This is a genomic window from Nitrosomonas communis (genome assembly GCF_900114745.1).
GTDB classification, from domain to species: domain Bacteria; phylum Pseudomonadota; class Gammaproteobacteria; order Burkholderiales; family Nitrosomonadaceae; genus Nitrosomonas; species Nitrosomonas communis_A.
This window is the reverse complement of sequence record NZ_FOUB01000019.1, coordinates 40,830-61,112: the sequence shown is the minus strand read 5'-3', so window position 1 is coordinate 61,112 and position 20,283 is coordinate 40,830. Positions and strand designations below refer to the sequence as shown.

11 protein-coding genes and 1 pseudogene are annotated in these 20,283 nt (G+C 38.3%); 2 read left to right on the top strand and 10 right to left on the bottom strand.

The features are described 5' to 3' along the window. Positions 1–882 (bottom strand): annotated as a pseudogene (locus BM122_RS09195) (hypothetical protein); the annotation flags it as partial. A 1,167-nt stretch (positions 883–2,049) separates the two neighbouring features. Between BM122_RS09195 and BM122_RS21600 the strand changes: the two are divergent. Continuing rightward, entirely contained in the window at positions 2,050–3,387 is a 1,338-nt protein-coding gene (locus tag BM122_RS21600) for an endo alpha-1,4 polygalactosaminidase (RefSeq protein WP_177198085.1), read from the top strand. A gap of 237 nt (positions 3,388–3,624) precedes the next feature. Here BM122_RS21600 and BM122_RS09180 read toward each other — a convergent pair whose 3' ends face one another. Both BM122_RS09180 and BM122_RS09175 read right to left on the bottom strand, forming a co-directional pair. Then, entirely contained in the window at positions 3,625–4,017 is a 393-nt protein-coding gene (locus BM122_RS09180; RefSeq protein ID WP_074905289.1) for a hypothetical protein, read from the bottom strand. Between the two features lie 57 nt (positions 4,018–4,074). Beyond that, on the bottom strand, positions 4,075–6,204 hold the full coding sequence (locus tag BM122_RS09175) for an Agd3-related carbohydrate deacetylase (RefSeq protein WP_074905288.1): 2,130 nt from the start codon (positions 6,202–6,204) through the stop codon (positions 4,075–4,077). A 2,350-nt stretch (positions 6,205–8,554) separates the two neighbouring features. On the opposite strand from BM122_RS09175, the gene BM122_RS09170 reads away from it, so the two are divergent. Next, positions 8,555–9,022, top strand: a complete 468-nt coding sequence (locus BM122_RS09170) for a hypothetical protein (protein WP_143083379.1) — start codon at positions 8,555–8,557, stop codon at positions 9,020–9,022. 93 nt (positions 9,023–9,115) lie between these two features. On the opposite strand, the gene BM122_RS09165 is transcribed toward BM122_RS09170, so the two are convergent. From BM122_RS09165 to BM122_RS09135, 7 genes are all read right to left on the bottom strand, one after another. Further along, a complete protein-coding gene (locus BM122_RS09165) occupies positions 9,116–11,896 on the bottom strand; it encodes a bifunctional glycoside hydrolase/polysaccharide deacetylase family protein (protein ID WP_074905286.1) in 2,781 nt (926 codons plus the stop codon). A gap of 81 nt (positions 11,897–11,977) precedes the next feature. Further along, positions 11,978–12,988, bottom strand: a complete 1,011-nt coding sequence (locus BM122_RS09160) for an endo alpha-1,4 polygalactosaminidase (RefSeq protein ID WP_083398424.1) — start codon at positions 12,986–12,988, stop codon at positions 11,978–11,980. Beyond that, a complete protein-coding gene (pelG, locus tag BM122_RS09155) occupies positions 12,951–14,300 on the bottom strand; it encodes an exopolysaccharide Pel transporter PelG (protein ID WP_256211974.1) in 1,350 nt (449 codons plus the stop codon). The genes BM122_RS09160 and pelG overlap by 38 nt, the downstream gene beginning before the upstream one ends. 32 nt (positions 14,301–14,332) lie before the next feature. Further along, complete coding sequence (gene pelF / locus BM122_RS09150; RefSeq protein WP_074905283.1) at positions 14,333–15,862, bottom strand: GT4 family glycosyltransferase PelF; 1,530 nt, start codon at positions 15,860–15,862, stop codon at positions 14,333–14,335. Further along, positions 15,844–16,854 carry a HEAT repeat domain-containing protein gene (locus BM122_RS09145; RefSeq protein ID WP_143083378.1) on the bottom strand — a complete coding sequence of 337 codons (1,011 nt, stop codon included), beginning with the start codon at positions 16,852–16,854 and terminating at the stop codon, positions 15,844–15,846. The genes pelF and BM122_RS09145 overlap by 19 nt, the downstream gene beginning before the upstream one ends. A gap of 9 nt (positions 16,855–16,863) precedes the next feature. Further along, complete coding sequence (locus BM122_RS09140; RefSeq protein WP_143083377.1) at positions 16,864–18,246, bottom strand: hypothetical protein; 1,383 nt, start codon at positions 18,244–18,246, stop codon at positions 16,864–16,866. Positions 18,247–19,306: 1,060 nt separating this feature from the next. Continuing rightward, the gene (locus BM122_RS09135) at positions 19,307–19,867 is read right to left on the bottom strand and encodes a hypothetical protein (protein WP_083398423.1); all 561 of its coding nucleotides are present in this window, start codon (positions 19,865–19,867) and stop codon (positions 19,307–19,309) included. Between the last annotated feature and the right edge of the window lie 416 nt (positions 19,868–20,283).

The window sequence follows — 20,283 nt, the reverse complement described above, 5'->3', positions numbered from 1 at the left end:
CGCTATGAACAAATCATCCAAATGAGCAGCCATATGGACGCGACGCGCTCCCACAAACACCCCTTGCGTCGCCCAATTGATAAACTCGTAAGCCAGTACCTTGGAATGTATGAGGAACGAAGCATGAGTAATGGTCGAGATCATTACTTCACGTAATGGCGTGGTCTGATTGGGCAGCTTGTATTGTACGATCGATACCAGCGCCTCTCCATTGGTAGTTTTCAGCAGTGGCGTAACACTCGGGACAGTGCCATCGCGTGGACCGACGGCATCATTGCGGGGATTGGCTGCGAAGGCAAAGTCGGTAATCGGCAGCGGATTCGCCAGGTTTACAGATTCAAGTACTTCTTTTTGATAGGTAGCAGGTACTGACCACTGCGTATTGTAGCTCGCTCCACTGGATGAAAAAACCAGACCATAATCCAGGTAAATCCCGAATGGTGCATTGGGGTCAAAGTAAGTGGCAGGCCAACCCGATAAGACTGCTTCACGGACCTTAAAGTCCTTTTCGTAATTGTGCAGAATATCCCACTCTGCTGGCGTAAAGTTGGGAGTCAAATCGGAGAGGGTCAGGATAATGCCGTTGTAGCTACCTATACAACCCGCATCCAAAGAGCTGCAAGCTACACCATTCAAAGAGGCGAGCATGTCTGCCGTTAAATCCTGAGTGGTAGCATTTAATACGTCATAGGGAACGCCTATTTCATCCAGAACAGGCTTGATATAGCTGAAGCCCAGATCCTGGGTTTCATCTCCTGTCGAAATAACCAACACTTTCAATTTGACCGCATTATCGGCAAATACAGGCGGAGCCACAATTAATGCTAGCCACAGTGCCGCTGTGACAAGCAGACTACTTGTTAATCTCCAATTCTTTTTCATAAATACTCTCCTCTCAGCGCACATAAATATCTCATGAAGTTAAACCTCTTAGTTTCTGCAATTTCTTATCACCTTCATTACCTTCAAAAATCACAAGGTCATAAACCGTATTAAATATAAAGCACGATTCATGCCAAATTAGATAACCATATAATAAACAGCATGTTGCAAATCAAAGAAAGCGTAACAACGAATTGAAGTGTAAAATCCTGCGACATAATTTTGCCGTGCTCAGAAAGAAACCACATTCTCGATTTGGTATAAAAAGATCGAGTTTTGGAGACTAAGTTCGCCCGGATTGGTGAGGTAAAGAAGAGCCAGGAATCAAGCATTAATGCATTGGCGTGAGCAGCGAAATGTGCTTGTGCAAATGTTACCGTAATAGCACGGCATAATGCGAGCGATCGAATGAGCAGATTAACCTATTTTCCTCAGTTGAAATTTATTTGATAAACCGCCGAAATTCAATGCTACCCTTGGTTTCAGGCTAGAAATGATGCTTCTCCTTAGTTAAGGTAAATAAACGGAAAGCGAAGCGCGACAATATTTTCAGTTGATTGTGATTATTTTATTAAAAACTCACCTGATCGGTGATGCTAAAAATTTCTCAAAATACCTTAATCTATATGATTCTTGCGCGATTTAAGGGACTTCAACTGAGGAAAATAGGATTAAGCTAACCGGCCGGACAGTGAATAGGAATACTCGCACCCACTAGCAGGTTGTTGGAAAAATTATTTATAGTATTGCTGAAGTGTTAAAAAAGACTCAAAATGCTCATTTATCAGTTATAAACTCTGCTTTTCCACTTGTTTTTGCCTATCATCGACTAGCGAATAAATAGTTCAAAAGTTTGATCATTCCATGATTCTTGTACTGCCTGAAAATTCCAAAATTAGGTTGAGCCACTCATTAATGCTGAAAGTTGAAAATAACAAGCAGAGAAATACGCTTGAGAATGAAAAGTATCGATTTATTGAATATACTGCTTAATCAAAATGTAAAATTCTTCGACAGAATTTTATTTAAAACTTGAAAAAATTACTCAATTTCCGTGCATTATTACTTTATATATACACGAATAATATTGACAAAACAAAGGATTAACTAATTTACAACCTTCTGTAGTTAAACAGAGACAATTAATATCTATAAAAATAAAAATTGTTGAATTTTAAAATTTTACTAGCAAAAAAAATAAAAACATCACTTCAGCTGTTATTTGTCTCGACGCTACTTATAGTAAATATTTATTTTGCCGAGTTCATTTTCCCATCTCGCTCAATAAATACAGGTTCAACCTCTTCACCACAGCTCACTGTTCTTGCTGTTCAAGATGAACAAGGTTCTGACAATAATTTAAATACCTATATAAAATTTAAAGCAAGTGATAAGCAATATTTAAGCATCTTTAAATTCAACGCATCCTCCATTGCAAATCCTACAATTCTGAAATCAGAATTCCACGCGAATTCTCGTGGTCCAGAAAAATTCGTAGAAAGTCGGAAATTTCAATTATTTAATAATTCTGAGAAATGGCTATCTATTGCAGACAACCTTAATATTCAAAACGAGTTGAGAAGCAGTGATATCAATTCATCAATAAAAGATGCTGGTCAATTTATAAACAACGATCATTCGAACGCTTTGCGCTATAAAACAAAAAGCAGCGTAGATAAGAATCAACCCGGCTATTTTGCTTTCGTAATAAATAGCTCGAGATCAAATTCTACCATGGACACATCAGGATTAACTGGTGGCACAACTGTTATGCCAAGGACAACTACCGGAAGCCGTAGAGGCCGTTGGCAACCAGTTCCTGGATTAAAATGGCAAATTCAATACACAGGTACACTCGATACTTCCTTGAAGGTCGATGTTTATAATATTGACCTGTTTGATACCAGTACAGCAGTTATCTCGGAATTACAATCAAAAGGTAAGCATATTATTTGTTATTTTAGTGCAGGGAGCTATGAAAGCTGGCGCCCCGATGCTAGCGCATTTCCAGCATCGGTTCTCGGTCGAAAGCTTGATAGCTGGGCTGGCGAGAAATGGTTAGATATCCGGCAGTTAAATATTCTGATTCCCATCATGCAAGCACGCATGAAGTTGGCTGCCGACAAAGGCTGCAATGCTGTCGATCCTGACAATGTTGACGGTTACAGTAATCATACGGGATTTCCTCTTAGTTATAACGATCAGCTGGTTTACAACATCGCTATTGCTAATGCAGCTCATAATCTTGGATTAGCTGTAAGTTTGAAAAATGATGTTGATCAAATCAAGGATCTTGTAAATTATTTTGACTTTGCTGTAAATGAAAAATGTTTTCAATATAATGAATGCAATACGCTCATACCATTCATCTCTGCGAGCAAAGCAGTTTTTGGTATTGAATACAATCTTTCAGATTCAAGTTTCTGTTCGCAAGCAAATGCAATGAATTTTGATTTTCTCAAGAAGAAATTGTCTCTGGATGCTTGGAGGGAACCCTGCAGATAGTTGAAGCAGAGGATCTGCAGAATAAAATATAGAAGAAACTCTGCATCAAACAGACTAGCTTGATAAAATTCAAAGATCTTAGTGAACACATTTTGAATCAATTCGACCAGAAAATCTCGTGCTATTTGATCCTTCCTGATCGAATTAATTATTCACTCTCATTTCATATTCTATTATCAATATATCAAATGATCATTCAGGAATGAATATTTAAGCTGATCATCGAACAAAAAGCGATTACTCAGCTTCCTTGTCGAAATAAGCAGCCGCATCAAGAAGCGGTTGGGCATTGCCGCCTTGTTGAGCAACAATAGCTGCCGACTCTCTAAGCCGCTCTGCCAGCGTTTTCGCTTGCTGAGGATAAAACGAACTCTCCTCTCCCTGTCCCCGCCCCTCTCTTATCCCCTTTCCTTTTTTTAACTTATGCTCTTCCTCTTTCCGTATTTTATTTCTTTGCTCCTCAGCCTCATCCTTATTATGTCCCGGTGCGGCATCAGATTTCCCGGGATGATCTGGTTTTTGTTCTTCAGCTGCCTGAGCCGATATTGGCATCCCTGTGCCGATCGTCATAACCATGGCGATAATCAGCAAGGCAAGGACAGTTCTCAATGAGCGAGTATAATGTTCCATTTGATTATCCTCTTAATTGTTAACCCTGTTCTATAAAATTACCGAAGTAGCGGTTGCTTACTGCGCCAGCGCGCGATCTACTGTGAACACTGCTGGTGTCGCAGTTACGTCAACTGCATGGATAAACTGACCACCATATAAATCTCCACCGGAAATCCCCGTGACCTCTAGATTCACCGCTTTGTCTGCCGATAAAGTGACTTGATTAGTCGTCCGATCCCACTTTGCTTGAATAACCGCAGTCTTAGCATCAAGCTTGTTTTTTGTTTTATCGCCAATTTGCCAATATGGCAAATTCAAGACCGGTAAATTAAACAATTGCTCGTAGGCCGTAAAGACAGCATTTAGCCAGTCAAATATCAGCGTATTGCCATATGCATAATTGGCTGCATTCGTTTGATGGAAAAAATGAGGCCATTTATTAAAGCTCAGCATATGACGTACGGCAATGTCAGCTTCAGCTGCAAGAATTTCGATATAATTACGCGTGGTGCAGATCGCCCCGGGTATGGTGCAGGGATCCTGACCGAGATTGATAAATCGATCGTGAAATATATAGTTGTATTCATCAACCAACTGATCCGGATTAATGACATTAACGAATACATTGGTTGGCCAGCGTGGCAGCATAATGCGATCAGTCAGTTTGCCATCATCATACTGAGAGATATATTGCTCAACGTTTTGTCCTCGCTGCGATGAGTCAGAAGCCACATATTGCACTTCTACATTGGCAGCAGCTTGTAGGAACAGCGGATTGGCGCCGCCTTCATCAAATGCCACATCGTCCTCTTGGATATTAGCCATTTCCATTTCATGCAGCAAAGGTTCACCAGTGCATTTGCGATCTTTCAAGCCGGAGTGATTACCAGTTAGCAGGACTCGATTGTTTTCAGCTTGCTCAGGGAGTTCCAATAGTTCCCACACCATCCGGTTCTTGGTAATTTCTGCCTGGATAGGTGCTACACTAGTGAAGGTTTCATAATCACACGGAGCATCTGCCGGAACGGGCGGATTATCCATGTCTGCATGCGTAAAAGTGTGATTAATGTAACGGAACTCATTTTTGTTGGCAATCACTGCCGCTACCAAATCTTCCGTCAAGTTTGGAACCAGTGTCGCTGCTTCCGGATTAACCACCGCCCCGGCTCCATTGAATGGAAATTCCAGCTTGAGCGTGCTAGCCGTTGGATGTGCCGTCCGAAAAGCAGCCTGCTGGCTTATGACATTGCTGATATCGCTGCTGTTCAAGCGATAGGTTTGTAACGGGTTAGTCTCCTTGAGGCTGGGATCCCATAGCTCATTCGGTATGAACAAATCGTCCAAATGGGTTGCCATATAAACGCGACGCGCCCCCACGAACACTCCTTGTGTCGCCCAGTTGATAAACTCGTAAGCCAGTACTTTGGAATGAATGAGGAAGGAAGCATTAGCAATGGTCGATATCATCACCTCGCGCACCGGTACTGTCTGGTTGGGCATCAGGTATTGCACGATCGATACCAGCGCTTCTCCATTGGTGGTTTGCAGCACCGGGGTAACGCTTGGGATAGTGCCGTCGCGTGGACCCACGGCATCATTTCGCGCGGTGGCTGCGAAGGCAAAAGCGGTAATCGGCAATAAATTTGCCTGATTTACAGATTCAAATACTTCTTTTTGGTAGGTTGCAGGCACTGACCACTGCGTAATATAGCTCGCTCCACTGGATGAAAAAACCAGCCCATAATCCAGATAGATGCCGAATGGCGCATTGGGGTCAGAGTAGGTGGCCGGCCAGCCTGATAAGACGGCTTCACGGACCTTAAAGTCCTTTTCGTAATTGTGCAGAATATCCCACTCTGCCGGCGTGAAGTTGGGAGTCAAGTCGGAGATGGTAAGAATAATACCGTTATAGCTACCCACACAGCCCGCATCGAGGGAGCTGCAGGCTACGCCATTCAATGAAGCAAGCATATCTGCGGTTAAATCTTGAGTAGTAGCATTTAATACGCCATAGGGCACGCCTATTTCATCAAGAACAGGCTTGATGTAGCTGAGCCCCAGATCCTGGGTTTCATCTCCTGTTGAAATGACCAATACCTTCAAATTGACAGCATTATCGGCAAAGGCAGGCGGTGACATAACTAATGCTAGCCACATTGTTACCGAGACAAGCAGATTAATTCCTTTTTCATAGTTCTTTTTCATCAGCATTCTCCTCGCACTCTCAACTTTGCTTACATAAAAAATATATCTTATGAAGTTTAACAAGTTATATAGTTTCTCTAATTTTTTATCATCTTCCAAGATCATAAAAATAAACTATATTAAGTAGCGAGCATGATTTATGCCATATTATAAAACAAATGAATAATCATTACGTTACAAACAAATGAAAGCATTGAAAAACATAGCGCCGGCTTAAAGTGTAAAATTCTTCGACAGAATTTTGTAAGTATGCTTCTCTCACTCACAATTCAGACTGCATAAACTCTCATGAAGTTTTTAAAATCTATCTAGGCTTTATTATTTTTTCATCATCTCCAAAAATCACAAAGGCATAAATATCACTAAATATAATGCAGAATTCATGCCACTTTAAAAAATTAATTAATAGTCATGATGTTACTCATAAAGACAAGCCTAGTGCCGGGTTGAAGTGTAAAGTTATTCGACAATATTTATCATGCTCAAGAAAGAAAATTACATTATTGATTTGGTACAAAAAGACGCATGTTGGATATCAAATTAATGTAGATTGATAAGGTAAAAAAGCACAAAAATTAAAAATTGGTGTATTAGTCTAAGCAGCGAAAGCGTCTTGCGCTCTTGTGGAAATGAGATTGGAATAGGATGACCATAATACGAGCAATCAAATTGAGCAGGCTAGGCTAATCGATCGAACAATGAATAAGAATGCCCACATTCATTAAAGCGAAACTGGAAATAAAATGCAGAAAAGATGCTAGAAAATTGAAAATTTTGATTTGTTAATATACTGCTTCATCAAAATGTAAAATTCTTCGATAGAATTTTATTCAAAACTCCAATAATATTCTATTTTTGCATAATATCAACTTACATGTACGATAATAATATTGATAAAACAAAAGATTATTTGTATTTACTATTTTTCTGTAGCCACAAATCAACTTGATTTCTTGCTTTCTAAATAAATAGAATTTACTCAAGAGATGGATCAGCAATTAAATGGTATTAGCTCGAAAGAAAACCATCTTTCGATACCACAAGAATGGTTATAAAGAACTTGGCTATGATAGATGTAAGAGCCGTATTTAGCAGCAACTGGCTGAGCACATGAATGTAACTTGCTGTATCAGTGGCTTACCAATATTTGTTGGACTGGACATAGACAAATCGGTTTAGGATCATAACGTCTTTACGCCAAATTGTGATCATTTGTTGAGAAAAAAAATGGTTGGATATTTTTTACGGGAGCGTGGAACTGCTATCATGTTCGAAACTTAATAATACCAATCATTTTGACATTGATGGCACACCACTGGATGTAAGAGCATCGCACAAAAGCTTTGTGTAAAAAGATGGAAACAGCATCTACCGAATGTTAATGTTCATAAAGAGTATATACTAAAAAATTCTCCAAAAGTATGTGAGTAAAGTTTAAAAAGTAAGGACTTCCAATAACTTGAATAAAAACCACCCCAAAATGAGCAACTTTAACTTTTGAAAAAATTAGCTTAAGAAAAAAATATACGCAATTCATTAAAAAGATTCCAGACTGTAAGTACCAAATTTTTCAAAGTCCTGTTAGTGCAATATACATCCCTGATGTTCTCGCTGAGTATTGATTTCTTGCATCCGATCAATATTGCTCCATCGACTTGCATTATTTAGAATAAAAAATTTTGTATTCGTCATTGACCCAATTTGCAGAAATATTTGTATGGTCTCGTACTTAAATAAATGCGAATTAAGAGCTGAAATAGAAGCCAGTTCATCAATAATATTAAACTATTGAGGAAGACATCACCCAACCTCAATCAATCAAAGTAACGAATGAACTAGCAAGAGCGATTAATAACGATTTATCTCTATGCTTGCAAGCATTATTAAGAAAAGCTTTGGGTTTGTAGTCAAAGAATGAGCAATGACGCGGATTTAAGCTTTAGCGACGAAGAAGTCATTGCTCTCTACCTGTCGCTGTAGTGGACAAACATAGAGAGATCAAAAGTATTTATGAGTATGCGGATCGTCATTGACGCGCTTGGTTTCCATGACTTCCGAGTGATGTGGCTTATGTTCAGCGTCTGAATCGGGTAGCCGATGTGTTTGCGCCCTTATTATTCCATTTTTAAATCAATAATGACGCGAAGGCGGACCGCAGGCAGTATAAATAATACGGCAAGGTGAAGCCGACAAAGCCGGGTTTGATTTAGAAATGGGATTAGCACTGATTCAGCAAGAACAGGAAACTAGGAAACCAGGAATCCAGGGCAAGTTTGGCTGATCGATTCATCCCCGGTACTCAAGGCCCCCCACGCAAGGTCACCGGTTTAAGGCGTTTGTAGCGAAACAGTTGGCGGATTCAGGCTACTACTCTCAACAAAGAAGTTATACTATCATGCATGGTGTGCCGGTCCCTATCATAGGGCGCCGCCAACCAAGTTCATTGCCGATCCCTGAGTACATTGGTGTAGCCGGCACGAGCGACTATAATGGCAAGATATTTGATCAGATTTGGCCACAATTGCACAGCAATAAACTGTATGGAGATAAATCTTATCAACGGCCCGACGCCGAAGAGGTCAGACAAGCTCAGAATCTGACCGTCTTGACACCGGTTAAAAAACAAAAAGGGCAACCCTATCTGGAACCGCAGGATCTATGGTTGTCTACAGTGGTTTCTCGCGTTCGGCAACCGATTGAAGTATTATTTGCCTGGATTGAAGAAAAGACAGGCATTGAATGTGTGAGTCAAGTTCGTTCTTATAAAGACCTTATGGTACACGTATTTGGAAAGCTGGCTGCGGCTTTGTTTTCTTGAATTTTTTACGAGTTAGCTCTTAATTTACATTTAAGTTTTTTAAAAAAATTTAAAGATACTCTTTCTCGTTGCCTAACACATCGAAAAAATCTTCTAATGACAAACAAGCGAGGCATTCTCAAGCTTGGTTATAGGAAAAATAAATTTCCAGCTTCGGTTCTGTTGCTGTCCATCAAGCTTTCCATCTCTCCAATTAATATAGCATTTACGTTTTGAAGATGCGATGACTAACTCTAACGGCATATGAGCATGTACTTGTAAATTCGTTCCTTCCGCAGTCTTTTGCCACTTTCCGACCTCTCCGTTGCTATGTAATAGATAGGTGGAAGAAGGAAGCTCAGAAGTTGTATTCAATAGAGCTTGCCCATGATTAGGTAAAAGATGCACATACCGTCCCTGCTTAATGTCCCGAACGCCTATTATTCCTTCAGAATTTTCCAAATCTGGCCATCCTAGCGATACTGGCAGACGTAAAGTACGTAATGTATTGAGTCCTCTGATATCCCAAGTACCATCGATTCTGCGGGACAGAGTAATACTCCGAAATTCATTTACCTTCTGAGCATACTCACTCACCCAAATAGCTCTTGGTTCCTGTTTAATGCTCCAGTCATAAACAGATTGAAGCGCATTGATAGATGCTATCTTACTTCCCGAATAAAAGTGATAATGAATATGCAATGGTTTCAGGCGCAGCGGGCTATCTGTAAGCTGCATAGTTTCAATGACCCGATTAAATCCGTAAAAAGAGCCTTGCCAGCTGTTCGTAAAAACATGCTCACTTGCAATCGGAGCATATACCTGAAATTGATCGCCAATTGCATAGCCCAGAGGGGGTACACGTGTCATGGTTTTTTCATCTTTGCTTATAGTCGCACCACCGCCATTCATATTCTCCAATCCAAGCGAATGCGTCAGAGTTAAAGCTTCTTTATCTGCCAGCGCATCGCCAGTCCAGAAAAAAACACGAACTTGCTTTTTCTCAGGCGCCAGCTTTTTATTAATATAATTTACCGATCCAGCGATTTCCCGTTCCAAGCTAAACTTATAATCAGGAATGGAAAAGTTAAAATCATCACCTCTTGCATCAATATTATTCTTTAGGAACCATGTTGAAGGATGACTATAAGAATGGCTAGCGATCTCAACATTATTTAGATCAAAAATGTTTCGCGCCACTTTCTCGATTTCAGTAAGCCTATCTGTAGAGTTACCGTTTGCTGCTTCTCCTTCAATTATGGAAACCGTCGATGGCAATTTATATTTTTTTAAGAAATAATCCTGAATCACTTTTATTGTTAAGGGTGTTCCCGGTATCTCTGCTTTATTGCTGGATCCATCACCATCAATTTGCACCAGTAATAATCGTCTGCCATTCTCAGTGGTGACATCAGGAACAGGTATTTCTGGTAGGTCGAGAGCCTTGGTTAAAAATTTAAATGGGTCGATAATCCACCGCTGACGTCCCTCATAGCCAATCTCAATTACATAAGGGTGGAAGGCAACTCCACCCCACTGTCCAGTAAATACAGCGACCCAAGATTGTTTATTTTGATCTATCAAACTTAGATGTGTATCAATATTTCCTGAAGCTTGCCAGGCGGTGAACCCGCGTGTTTTTGGCTGAGGTTTCACTTCATAACCAATAATTTGATCGCTCCGTTCAATTTTGATTGGCTCTTTTATTGCTGACTGACTTAATTTGACCTGCAAATGCTGCAAAAAAGTATTATTAGCTTTAAAACCTAGATTACCCAGAATAGCAACCTTTATGCCAGAATCTATTTGGTTTAATAGCCAATCTCTATAATTTATTGGTCCTCGTAAAGTATCGTTGTTGAACCAGGTGACAATCCCGGCATATTGTCCTATCAGTGATTGAGTTGGTAGTCCACTGTTTACATCTAAATAATCAACTGTATAACCCATATATTCTAGTGGCATGGCAAGTAATTTATGCACATCAGTTCGCTGCAATCCTTCTGGATGCTCTTGCCCATCATAAAGCGCTAAAATTCGTCTTGGAAATATTTCCGACAATCCGACACCAAGAATATCTAATTTAGGAGTTGCCACCCAGGGTGTAAAACCTAAGTCAGATATACGTTTAGCAGTCTTTCGCGCCAATTCTCTCTGCTTTGGGTCAACATAATCGATAACAATTATTTGTAATCCATATTGATCTCGTGTCTGCCTTAGCTTCTCCAACAACCAGTGACGATCTGCTTCTTTAACTTCGGTATATTCTTGTTTAGCTGGGTCCCAACCTTCGAATAGCGATTCCGCAGCCAGCGCGACAGCATATTGACCAACTTCCGGTAAAACCTCAAACCCACGGTTAAAAATAAGCTTAACCCCTGGAAAATGTTGATGAATACGACGAATGAGGCTTGCTAATGCTTTTTCCTGAAGTAATCGACCATCAGAATCATGAACAGCACTTTGGTAACTATCCATTGTATCCAGAAAAAAGCCACGATATCCTTCTTTCCACAGCTTACTTAAATATTTATTAATAAGATAGTCATGCCATCCTTGTTGGGTTAAGTCAATAATACGACTCCCCCATTTTTCATTACTGCCCAGAAACCAGGATTTAGGAATTTCTGAATACCAAGAGCGCGTCAGATGGATTTCTCCAATACTTATATAGGCAAATACATTTGTTCCTTTAGCTTGGAGATCATCCAGATTATCCATATTCTCTGGCTCCACTACCACTTGCTTATAATGTGAAAGTAAATTCACCGGAACAGGCCGACCATAGAAAAATGCGATACTCTGGTTTGCATGTAGGGGCAAGCAGATACTCAATAAAATCATGCTATAAATAAGGAGTATAACTGCTCGATAGTTCAAGAAGATTAATTTCATATTTGCCTCTTTTCCATAAGATAAGCACGAAGCCAACTATCTTCAGCAAAACCGAGAAACTTGCCTCTTAGAGGGGTTAAATTAATTTTTAATTTCCGATTTTATGATGGTACTGGGAAAAATTTCTGACAATCCGACACCAAGAATGTCGAGTCTAGGAGTGGCCACCCAAGGCGTAAAACCCAAGTAAGAGATACGTTTAGCAGTCTTTCGCGCCAATTCTCTCTGCTTTGGGTCAACATAATCGATAACAATTATTTGTAATCCATATTGATCTCGTGTCTGCCTTAGCTTCTCCAACAACCAGTGACGATCTGCTTCTTTAACTTCGGTATATTCTTGTTTAGCTGGGTCCCAACCTTCGAATAGCGATTCCGCAGCCAGCGCGACAGCATATTGACCAACTTCCGGTAAAACCTCAAACCCACGGTTAAAAATAAGCTTAACCCCTGGAAAATGTTGATGAAGACGACGAATGAGGCTTGCTAATGCTTTTTCCTGAAGCAATCGACCATCAGAATCATGAACAGCACTTTGGTAACTATCCATTGTATCCAGAAAAAAGCCACGATATCCTTCTTTCCACAGCTTACTTAAATATTTATTAATAAGATAGTCATGCCATCTTTGTTGGGTTAAGTCAATAATACGACTCCCCCATTTTTCATTACTGCCCAGAAACCAGGATTTAGGAATTTCTGAATACCAAGAGCGTGTCGGATGGATTTCTCCAATACTTATATAGGCAAATACGTTTGTTCCTTTAGCATGGAGATCATCCAGATTATCCATATTCTCTGGCTCCACTACCACTTGCTTATAATGTGAAAGTAAATTCACCGGAACAGGCCGACCATAGAAAAATGCGATACTCTGATTCGTATGTAGGGGCAAGCAGATACTCAATAAAACCATGCTTGAATAAGTAATACAACCGCTCGATAGTTCAAGAAGATTAATTTCATATTTTTCTTTTTCCCATGAAATAAGCATTAAGCTGACTACTTTCAGCAAAACCGAAAAACTTACTTTTAAAGGTATATATAATTGATTTTTAATCTCCAGTTTTATAATGTAGCATAAATGTCTCATAAACCAATAAGTTAAGTCTTTTTGAGACGATGACCATTCCAACTACCGTAGTTAACGCAACTGACAAAGCAAAACCATAACCATAAAATACAGGTCCCAGATATTGACTCAGAAACGTCAATATAATATTTGAGGCGAGAAATAAAAAGCAGAGGTAGAGTGCATCTTTACGATAATCAAAATAAAACAATAAATTGAGAACGGCCAGCAGTAATACTTGTATTCCGACCGCAATCAAATCAATATTTAACAGTACTTTATAAAAAGGTGATATCCCCACCCATGTTAGTAATTTATCTCCTAAAGCCAACAGGATTACGATAGTCATTCCCTGCACTTTAATGATTTCGAAAAATCCTCTTCGAATTGTTGCAAGCATTTCCTCATAGATTTCTAAAATACGCTTTAAGGAAGCACCGCCATTAATAGCGCCATAAAACTTTGTATACTTTTCTACAAAATCTGTTTCTATTCGCAATAAAAATACTGCCATCCCAGGTATGATTGATAAATAGGCAAGAAATATCGGAAGATCATAAAGCTCCGATCCTCTTAAAGGAAAAATAATCGAAGCACTTGTTTGAGGATTAAACCAGAAAATAAACTTATCAGCCCAAATAGCTACGTTATAAAGGAAGCCAGTAATTGCCAAGCTTGGAAATATCTGGCTTCGTCGCAAAAAATCAAAAGCAATTAGTCTATTACTTGAATAGGAGTTAAAAACTACAACCATAAGCATAAATAATAAGATGCCTTGTCCTACAACAAACCCAGAAAGCAAGCCTTCCAGTCCAAACTTACCCAATTCTTTAGAAGCCCATACCGTTATCCCATAACCTAACAGAAATGCTAACAAAATTTCACGGTATGCCTTGAGCCCCGATAAAATGATCACTACTATCCAGATAGTAGAAAGAATAATCAAACCACTTAACATTAATAAGCGATACAATACAGAACCAGCAAAAAAATAAATTAAACATAAACTTGCCAGTGTCCCGATTACAGTGATTACAAGACATATTGCACCAATCAGGTTTGGCAGAACTAACTCATCATGCTTTTCATATAATCTGTCAGCAATAAAACGCGTGATTATTAACTGTAATGGACCAGTCAGAATTAAAGATACGGCCATCAGATAAGTTACAGATATCTGGAACTGTCCTACAAAATAAGGTACAGAGGAGTTTTCTGTGCTGATGAAACCAATTAATAGTATCCCAACGATCGATAACACCCATGGGCCAGAACCAATAATTCCGGCGAAACTATATGCTAACAGTACTCCAGAAAGAGTATCTGCCTTCATCAGTTCACGTAGTCTGAACCCAATGCCCGCCATTATTGTATCAATGCCTGATCATAAATTGTTTTATAGCCGTCTAGCATTCTAGACTGCGTATAATAACTCTCAACTCGTTGAATGCCGGCTCTTTGTGCTGAATGCCACCGATTCTCATCGGTCAGCAGTGTAATAACTGCTTCTGCAATGGCTTCTGGATTAGCAATGGGAACTACTATTCCAGCACATCCCAAAGCACGGTCTTCGTCGCTACTGCCTTCGATGATTTCCCGACAGCAACCCACATCAGTTGTCACCACTGGTAAACCGCTTGCATAGGCCTCAAGTAATACTAGCGGAAAAGCTTCACTGATTGATGACAATACCAACAACCCTAGACGAGGAAGTATATCGCTTATTTTTTGGAATCCTAAAAAATGTACATTTTTTTCCAATTCTAGCTCCAGCACTAAATCTCTACATTCCTGCGCGTACTCTTTATCTTCATCATCTGGCCCAATCAGCCAACCTTCAGCTTCAGGTAATTGAGTAACAACTGTACGCATGCCCCTAATAAAAGTTTTAATATCCTTTATAGGTACTATTCTTCCAAGCAATCCAATCACGAGGGGAATTTTTTCTGGCCGTTGTGCACGTAGAGTAAGAAACCGCTCAATTTCCATTCCGTTTGGTATAACCTTTGTACGGTCGCGATCTGCACCATCAGTAATCTGCCGTTCTCTATTTTTCTCATAAAGACTAATAATAGGGTTCGATGCTTTATAAATAAGCCGCCCCAATGATTCAAAATATCTTAGCCATAATAACTCCTGATATTGCATCCCCATATGATAAGCATCACTTAATAAATCACGGTGCTCCTTGATAAAAAGAGACTGTAAATCTATTTTTCTTTCTTTTGTGTAAATACCATGTTCCGTTAGTATTAACGGTCGGTTGGTTAAATAATGCAACAACACTCCTAGCAAACCTGCAAAGCCTGTAGACACAGTATGAAACGTTCCTGTACTAAGAGCAAATTGGTGAGCAATATTGGCAATCCTAAATAATGGAGCATGCATGGATTTAATTGCCCATATGTAATCTATGAATGAATTGTCTGCATTATTTTTATAATATTGCTTACAGATCTGCTCCCATGACGCTACACTATAAAAAAACTCCTCCACAGTAAAGCCAGACGGTTGTCCCAAAGAAACCAAAATTTTACTTACTAGTGCTTCATCGAAGCTTGTACAAGGATTGCGAAACCAATCGTGGAGCTTGCTTGAGTTCTGAATATATTCACTATTACCGTCACAGGCTTTTGGCTTAGAGAATGAAAAAGGATCCCACAAATAATGGCATTCCAGATGAACTACATTATTAGGTACGGCATATTTTGGATCGGTATAATCCTTTTCCTTCGATCCCAGAAAAACCAGTGCAAAGGTATACTGAGGTAGTCCTTCTATTAGCTGGTGTACCCAGCCTGAAACTCCTCCCCTAATAAAAGGATAAGTGCCCTCTAACAAGAGAGTAATATCTGCATGCTTTTGTTTTTGTTGTTTTAATTTCTTTTCTGCCAAAATTGTACTACCGATGTTAATTGAGGATAAGCTGCTGGATAATCTATCTCTGCCATTAATTGCTTTACCTTGTAGTATTGATGTCTATGAAAAGCAATTTCTGCATAGTAAATCAGTAACTTTTTATGCTCCATTCCCAGGCTCTCAGCTTTTTTAAATTGTTCATACGCACACTCAAAATTTCCCAGCTTCAGCAAAATTTGTGCGTACTGGAAGCATAATCCCACATCTTGGGGATAATATTTAAGACCCAGTTCAATATATTTGCAGGCCATATTGAGCACATAATTTCGTGCTTCCCCTTGAGTTAAACCAAGATTTGCTAATTCCCAATAATCATTTGAAATCTGACGATACAAGTGTTTATTTCTTGAGTTTTCTATTTTTTCAAGTTTTTGCTTAGAATGCTTAATTCGTTCGCTGAGACTATGCTCTTTTCTGTCCAATAAAGCGTAAGCAAGCAATCTGATATCATCAACTGGGTCACTAAGTGCCATACGCAAAAGTGGAATGGCATCTCGATCTTTTATTTTTAATGAAGCATATATTGCCTGCAGTCTTTTATCAGGATTTCTAGACCGATACAAACTATGTAAGTTTGCAAAATTATCATCTATAGTCTGCGCCGGTATATCAGGAAGATTCCTAATTTTACTTAAGCTCACAGCAAAATTGGTTTTTTTTGATTTAGGAGAATGACGAATTATGAATGGTATTGCTAAAGTTAAGCCTATTAATCCTAGCACCGGTAAATAAAAAATAACCACAAAAAAGAAAATATAAATCTTCAACTGAGGTTGTTTTCGATTAAATGCCATTATCGATGGAAAAATACAGGCAGCTATGATACTCGCAATAAAATGAAGAAAAAGAGCTGTTATTAAAATTTGTTCGGATATAGATTCATTTAGAATTAACTTAAAGCCGTATATTTCTAATCCTAATGCTAGAACAAGTAGAATTAAATTACACAGAATTAGAAATAATCGCATTCTTATTTCTTATCTTTGGATATTAAAATAAGCCGTTCTATTCTTATAAAATTGATAAATTTCTGATACTAATTTTTTTAGTGAAGTTTTATTATTTAAGCTCCACATATTGAGACTAACTTCACTATCATGGTAGCTAAGGACTTTAGTATTGGACTCATAGCAAACTTTTTTAGCTAATAATTCTGATAGTCCAATACGGTTTAAGAACTCATTAGCACCATTTTCATCCGTATAAGGCAGCAGGATCAGATAAGTTTTATAATTTTGCTCGTCATTGAAAATCCAAATTTTATCGACTCCTCGCAAATTAGCTTGAAATCTAGTGAGATATTTATTTTTCAATTCTTCAGAATCAATAATTGCGCCAATCAACATAGCAGATGTCTTTAAAAGTTTAATTTCATTTAAAACACGCCGCAATTTAAGTTCAACATCTTTTCCTCTATCATCTATATAACTATAGGCCTCTGCACGCCGCTTCACTAGATCACCAATACTTCCCCCTAGTACAGCAAATAAATCCATAGTACTTTCTTGCAATGCAAATAATGGCATCTCATTCACAACAACCAATCCCCAAATTTTCTGATAAACGTCAATTAAAGGAATAACGACAAGTGTTCCTGGAGTATCCATCGCATTTTCATTTTCTAATTTAATACTCGCAACAAGCCCTGTTTTTAGGGCTTCTCTTACTAAAGGATCTGAAATTAATAAAGGTGGGGTATGTCCTAAATAAGCCACAGGCTCAGGATTAATTTCTTTTCGCTCATCATCTGTTATCGCGTAAATTGCAGCTATCTGCACACTTGCAAAGTCACTAAAAAGCTTAAGAATACTTGCACTGATACCCTTTAGAGGTTCGCCTTCATTTTTCTCTAAAGATAAAATATGTCGCTCTAAATCATGCAAAAAAGAACGTAAACTTTTTGCCTGACTTGCTACATGTAACTCTAACTGACGATGTGAGCCTTTGAGAAGGTGATATTCGCGAGTAAACTTATCCATTCTCGCGTTAATATGATGATATTTACTCTCAAAGAATTTGATTTTACGAATCCAAGTTTCATGAAATTCGGCTGAAATTATTGTGACCAGCAATAAACCAACGATCATTTCTTTTGGAAAAAAAGGAACCTCTTGCCAATCAAATAAAAAGCCCGTCGTCACTATTCCTACAAGCACTGTAGCAGCCACTATCCCATAAGCAAGCCCATGTCGAAGGGCGATTAATAAAGGAGCTAGAATCAACCAGGGAAAATGATAATTTACAAAAAAAGGATCCAATGAATCAATCATATAGCCGATTACAGGAAGTAATATAGTAACAATAATGGATTCTACCCATTTAGTTATGTCGTTCTTTCCTGGTGCTATCGACTTATTCAATTTTTGAATATAAAAATTAATAAATAAATTTAAAAATTAGATTTAATATAAAACGCTTTTGCTTAATGCTATTAGATCTCCAAGAAATTTGTCATGCTTTAAAAGCATGACACCAGCAGATGATACATTTGACACACTTAGCATATCTCTTCAAGAATTTAGCTCATCGTATCGTCAATCGAGCTGACTCGACTTTTCAATTTCTATAACATTAGAAAATTTCCCAAATCTTCATATAAAGTTTTGGAATTCAAAGAACCAAGTCACAATATTAATAGATAAACCGCCATGAGCTCTATCTAGGCATAGAATTAGTTAACTTGACGATCTTAACTAGTAAAGCGCCGATGTATCTTGCCACAAAGACCACAGAACTGCCAACCCTAACCCAAATTCTGTGATTTAATTTCAATTATCCATTTATAAAGTATGTAACGAATGCCTACAGCCAGACGATCGAATATGCGCAGATGTGATCAGACCTTACTTTTGTTAATGATAAGAAGAGTGCACGACTTCATACTGCCTGTAGAGCATGTATCTCATATCAAAATCAATTTTAATTTTCTTACCAGAATTTTCTGAATAATAGTTACACTAACTCCTCAATGACCTTGAGAATAAGCACATTAACTCGACCAGCTATGACAAAATTTTATCAATGTTAATAATCAGTCAAAAAAAGAATTCATAAATAGTTAAAGGTGGACTCATGGATCAGCCTGCGGAAGGTTAACCATGGCCTCACATTGACAAACTATCGAAAATCGGCTCTATGCAAAAGTTCGAACGATACCTCTAACTCATCAACAGATAATGCTATACACAACTGTAAAGATAATGTCATTTCCATACTCTAACATATGCAGAGCGAAGGAGATGACTTCACGAACATAAGAATCGAATCTCTTAGCACAAACTACGTGCATCAAACAAGCATAGAACCTTCAATTACACCACATCAATAGTATGATGATGAAATATCTAATTTAAAACAGTAATTATCAAATTCCTTAAGAAATATTCTCAAAAAATGTAATCACACACGAAAATTCTTTAATCAAGTAATTCTAAGGTCAGAAATCAAATCCTTGATCAATTTTTGTGCAGTACCACTTAGTGATTCCGTACTCCAACCAGATCGCGCTCCGCTTGCAGACCAAATAACTTTGCCAGAAGAGAGCTCTATAATTCTGATGGTCAGGCCAACAACTGGTTCACTGCCAACACCAAGCTTATATTGCCATTCATCAACGCTTCCTGTAACTGCATAAAAAACATTCTCTTTGATCGCAAGTGACATGGCATTTTCCTGACGTTTACGGTCATTAAATTCGACCCAGTCATTTTTGTTATCATCTAGCTGATACATTTCTATATTTGGGATCCCTCGAATTCTAAGCAAAGTAGACAGTATTTCTTCAACTTGTTCACCTGCACGTGGTGTCTGTGAATAATTTTGAAAAGGTAAAATTAACCAACGTTCAGAAGAAGAAAGTGGAGCCCCTTTTTGTATATCGATTACCGAACATGCTATTAACAAATTGAGTAAAATAATAAAAAAGAAAAATCTAAATTTTAGATGAGCAAATCGTAGGATTTTTTCGCTGCCAATCAACATAAACTTCTCCTTTTTCGGTTGATTAATTTAATAGTTTCTTCACTACTGTCCGGCTGATCGTAAATCCTTAAGAAATAGGATTTGGAAGGCTTAAAAATCGTGTAAAAACATTTGATCGAAATAAATTTTCAAACTTAAGATTTCAAATTTGCAATATATTAGCATTGTATAGCACCAGTTGCTCAAACACATCGCTTGCTAATATATTTATTGCATATTAATAAACACTACCATTACTAAACAATCTAGAAATTAAGAAAGTACTAGACAAAAAATAACAAAATAATTGTAAATGAGCAATTTAAACAAAATATGCCTAATGGTACTTCAATAAGTGTTTTATTGGAGTATTATTTATGCTGTATCCCTTGTTTCGCAAGCAACATTAATTATTTTTAAGCACAAATTTTTAGGAA

Bases quoted from the DNA above. Each gene is read 5' to 3' on its own strand.
- BM122_RS09180 (WP_074905289.1), bottom strand. From the start codon at position 4,017: ATGGAACATTATACTCGCTCATTGAGAACTGTCCTTGCCTTGCTGATT.
- BM122_RS09175 (WP_074905288.1), bottom strand. From the start codon at position 6,204: ATGAAAAAGAACTATGAAAAAGGAATTAATCTGCTTGTCTCGGTAACA.
- BM122_RS09165 (WP_074905286.1), bottom strand. From the start codon at position 11,896: ATGAAATTAATCTTCTTGAACTATCGAGCAGTTATACTCCTTATTTAT.
- BM122_RS09160 (WP_083398424.1), bottom strand. From the start codon at position 12,988: ATGAGACATTTATGCTACATTATAAAACTGGAGATTAAAAATCAATTA.
- pelG (WP_256211974.1), bottom strand. From the start codon at position 14,300: ATGAAGGCAGATACTCTTTCTGGAGTACTGTTAGCATATAGTTTCGCC.
- BM122_RS09145 (WP_143083378.1), bottom strand. From the start codon at position 16,854: ATGCGATTATTTCTAATTCTGTGTAATTTAATTCTACTTGTTCTAGCA.
- BM122_RS09135 (WP_083398423.1), bottom strand. From the start codon at position 19,867: ATGTTGATTGGCAGCGAAAAAATCCTACGATTTGCTCATCTAAAATTT.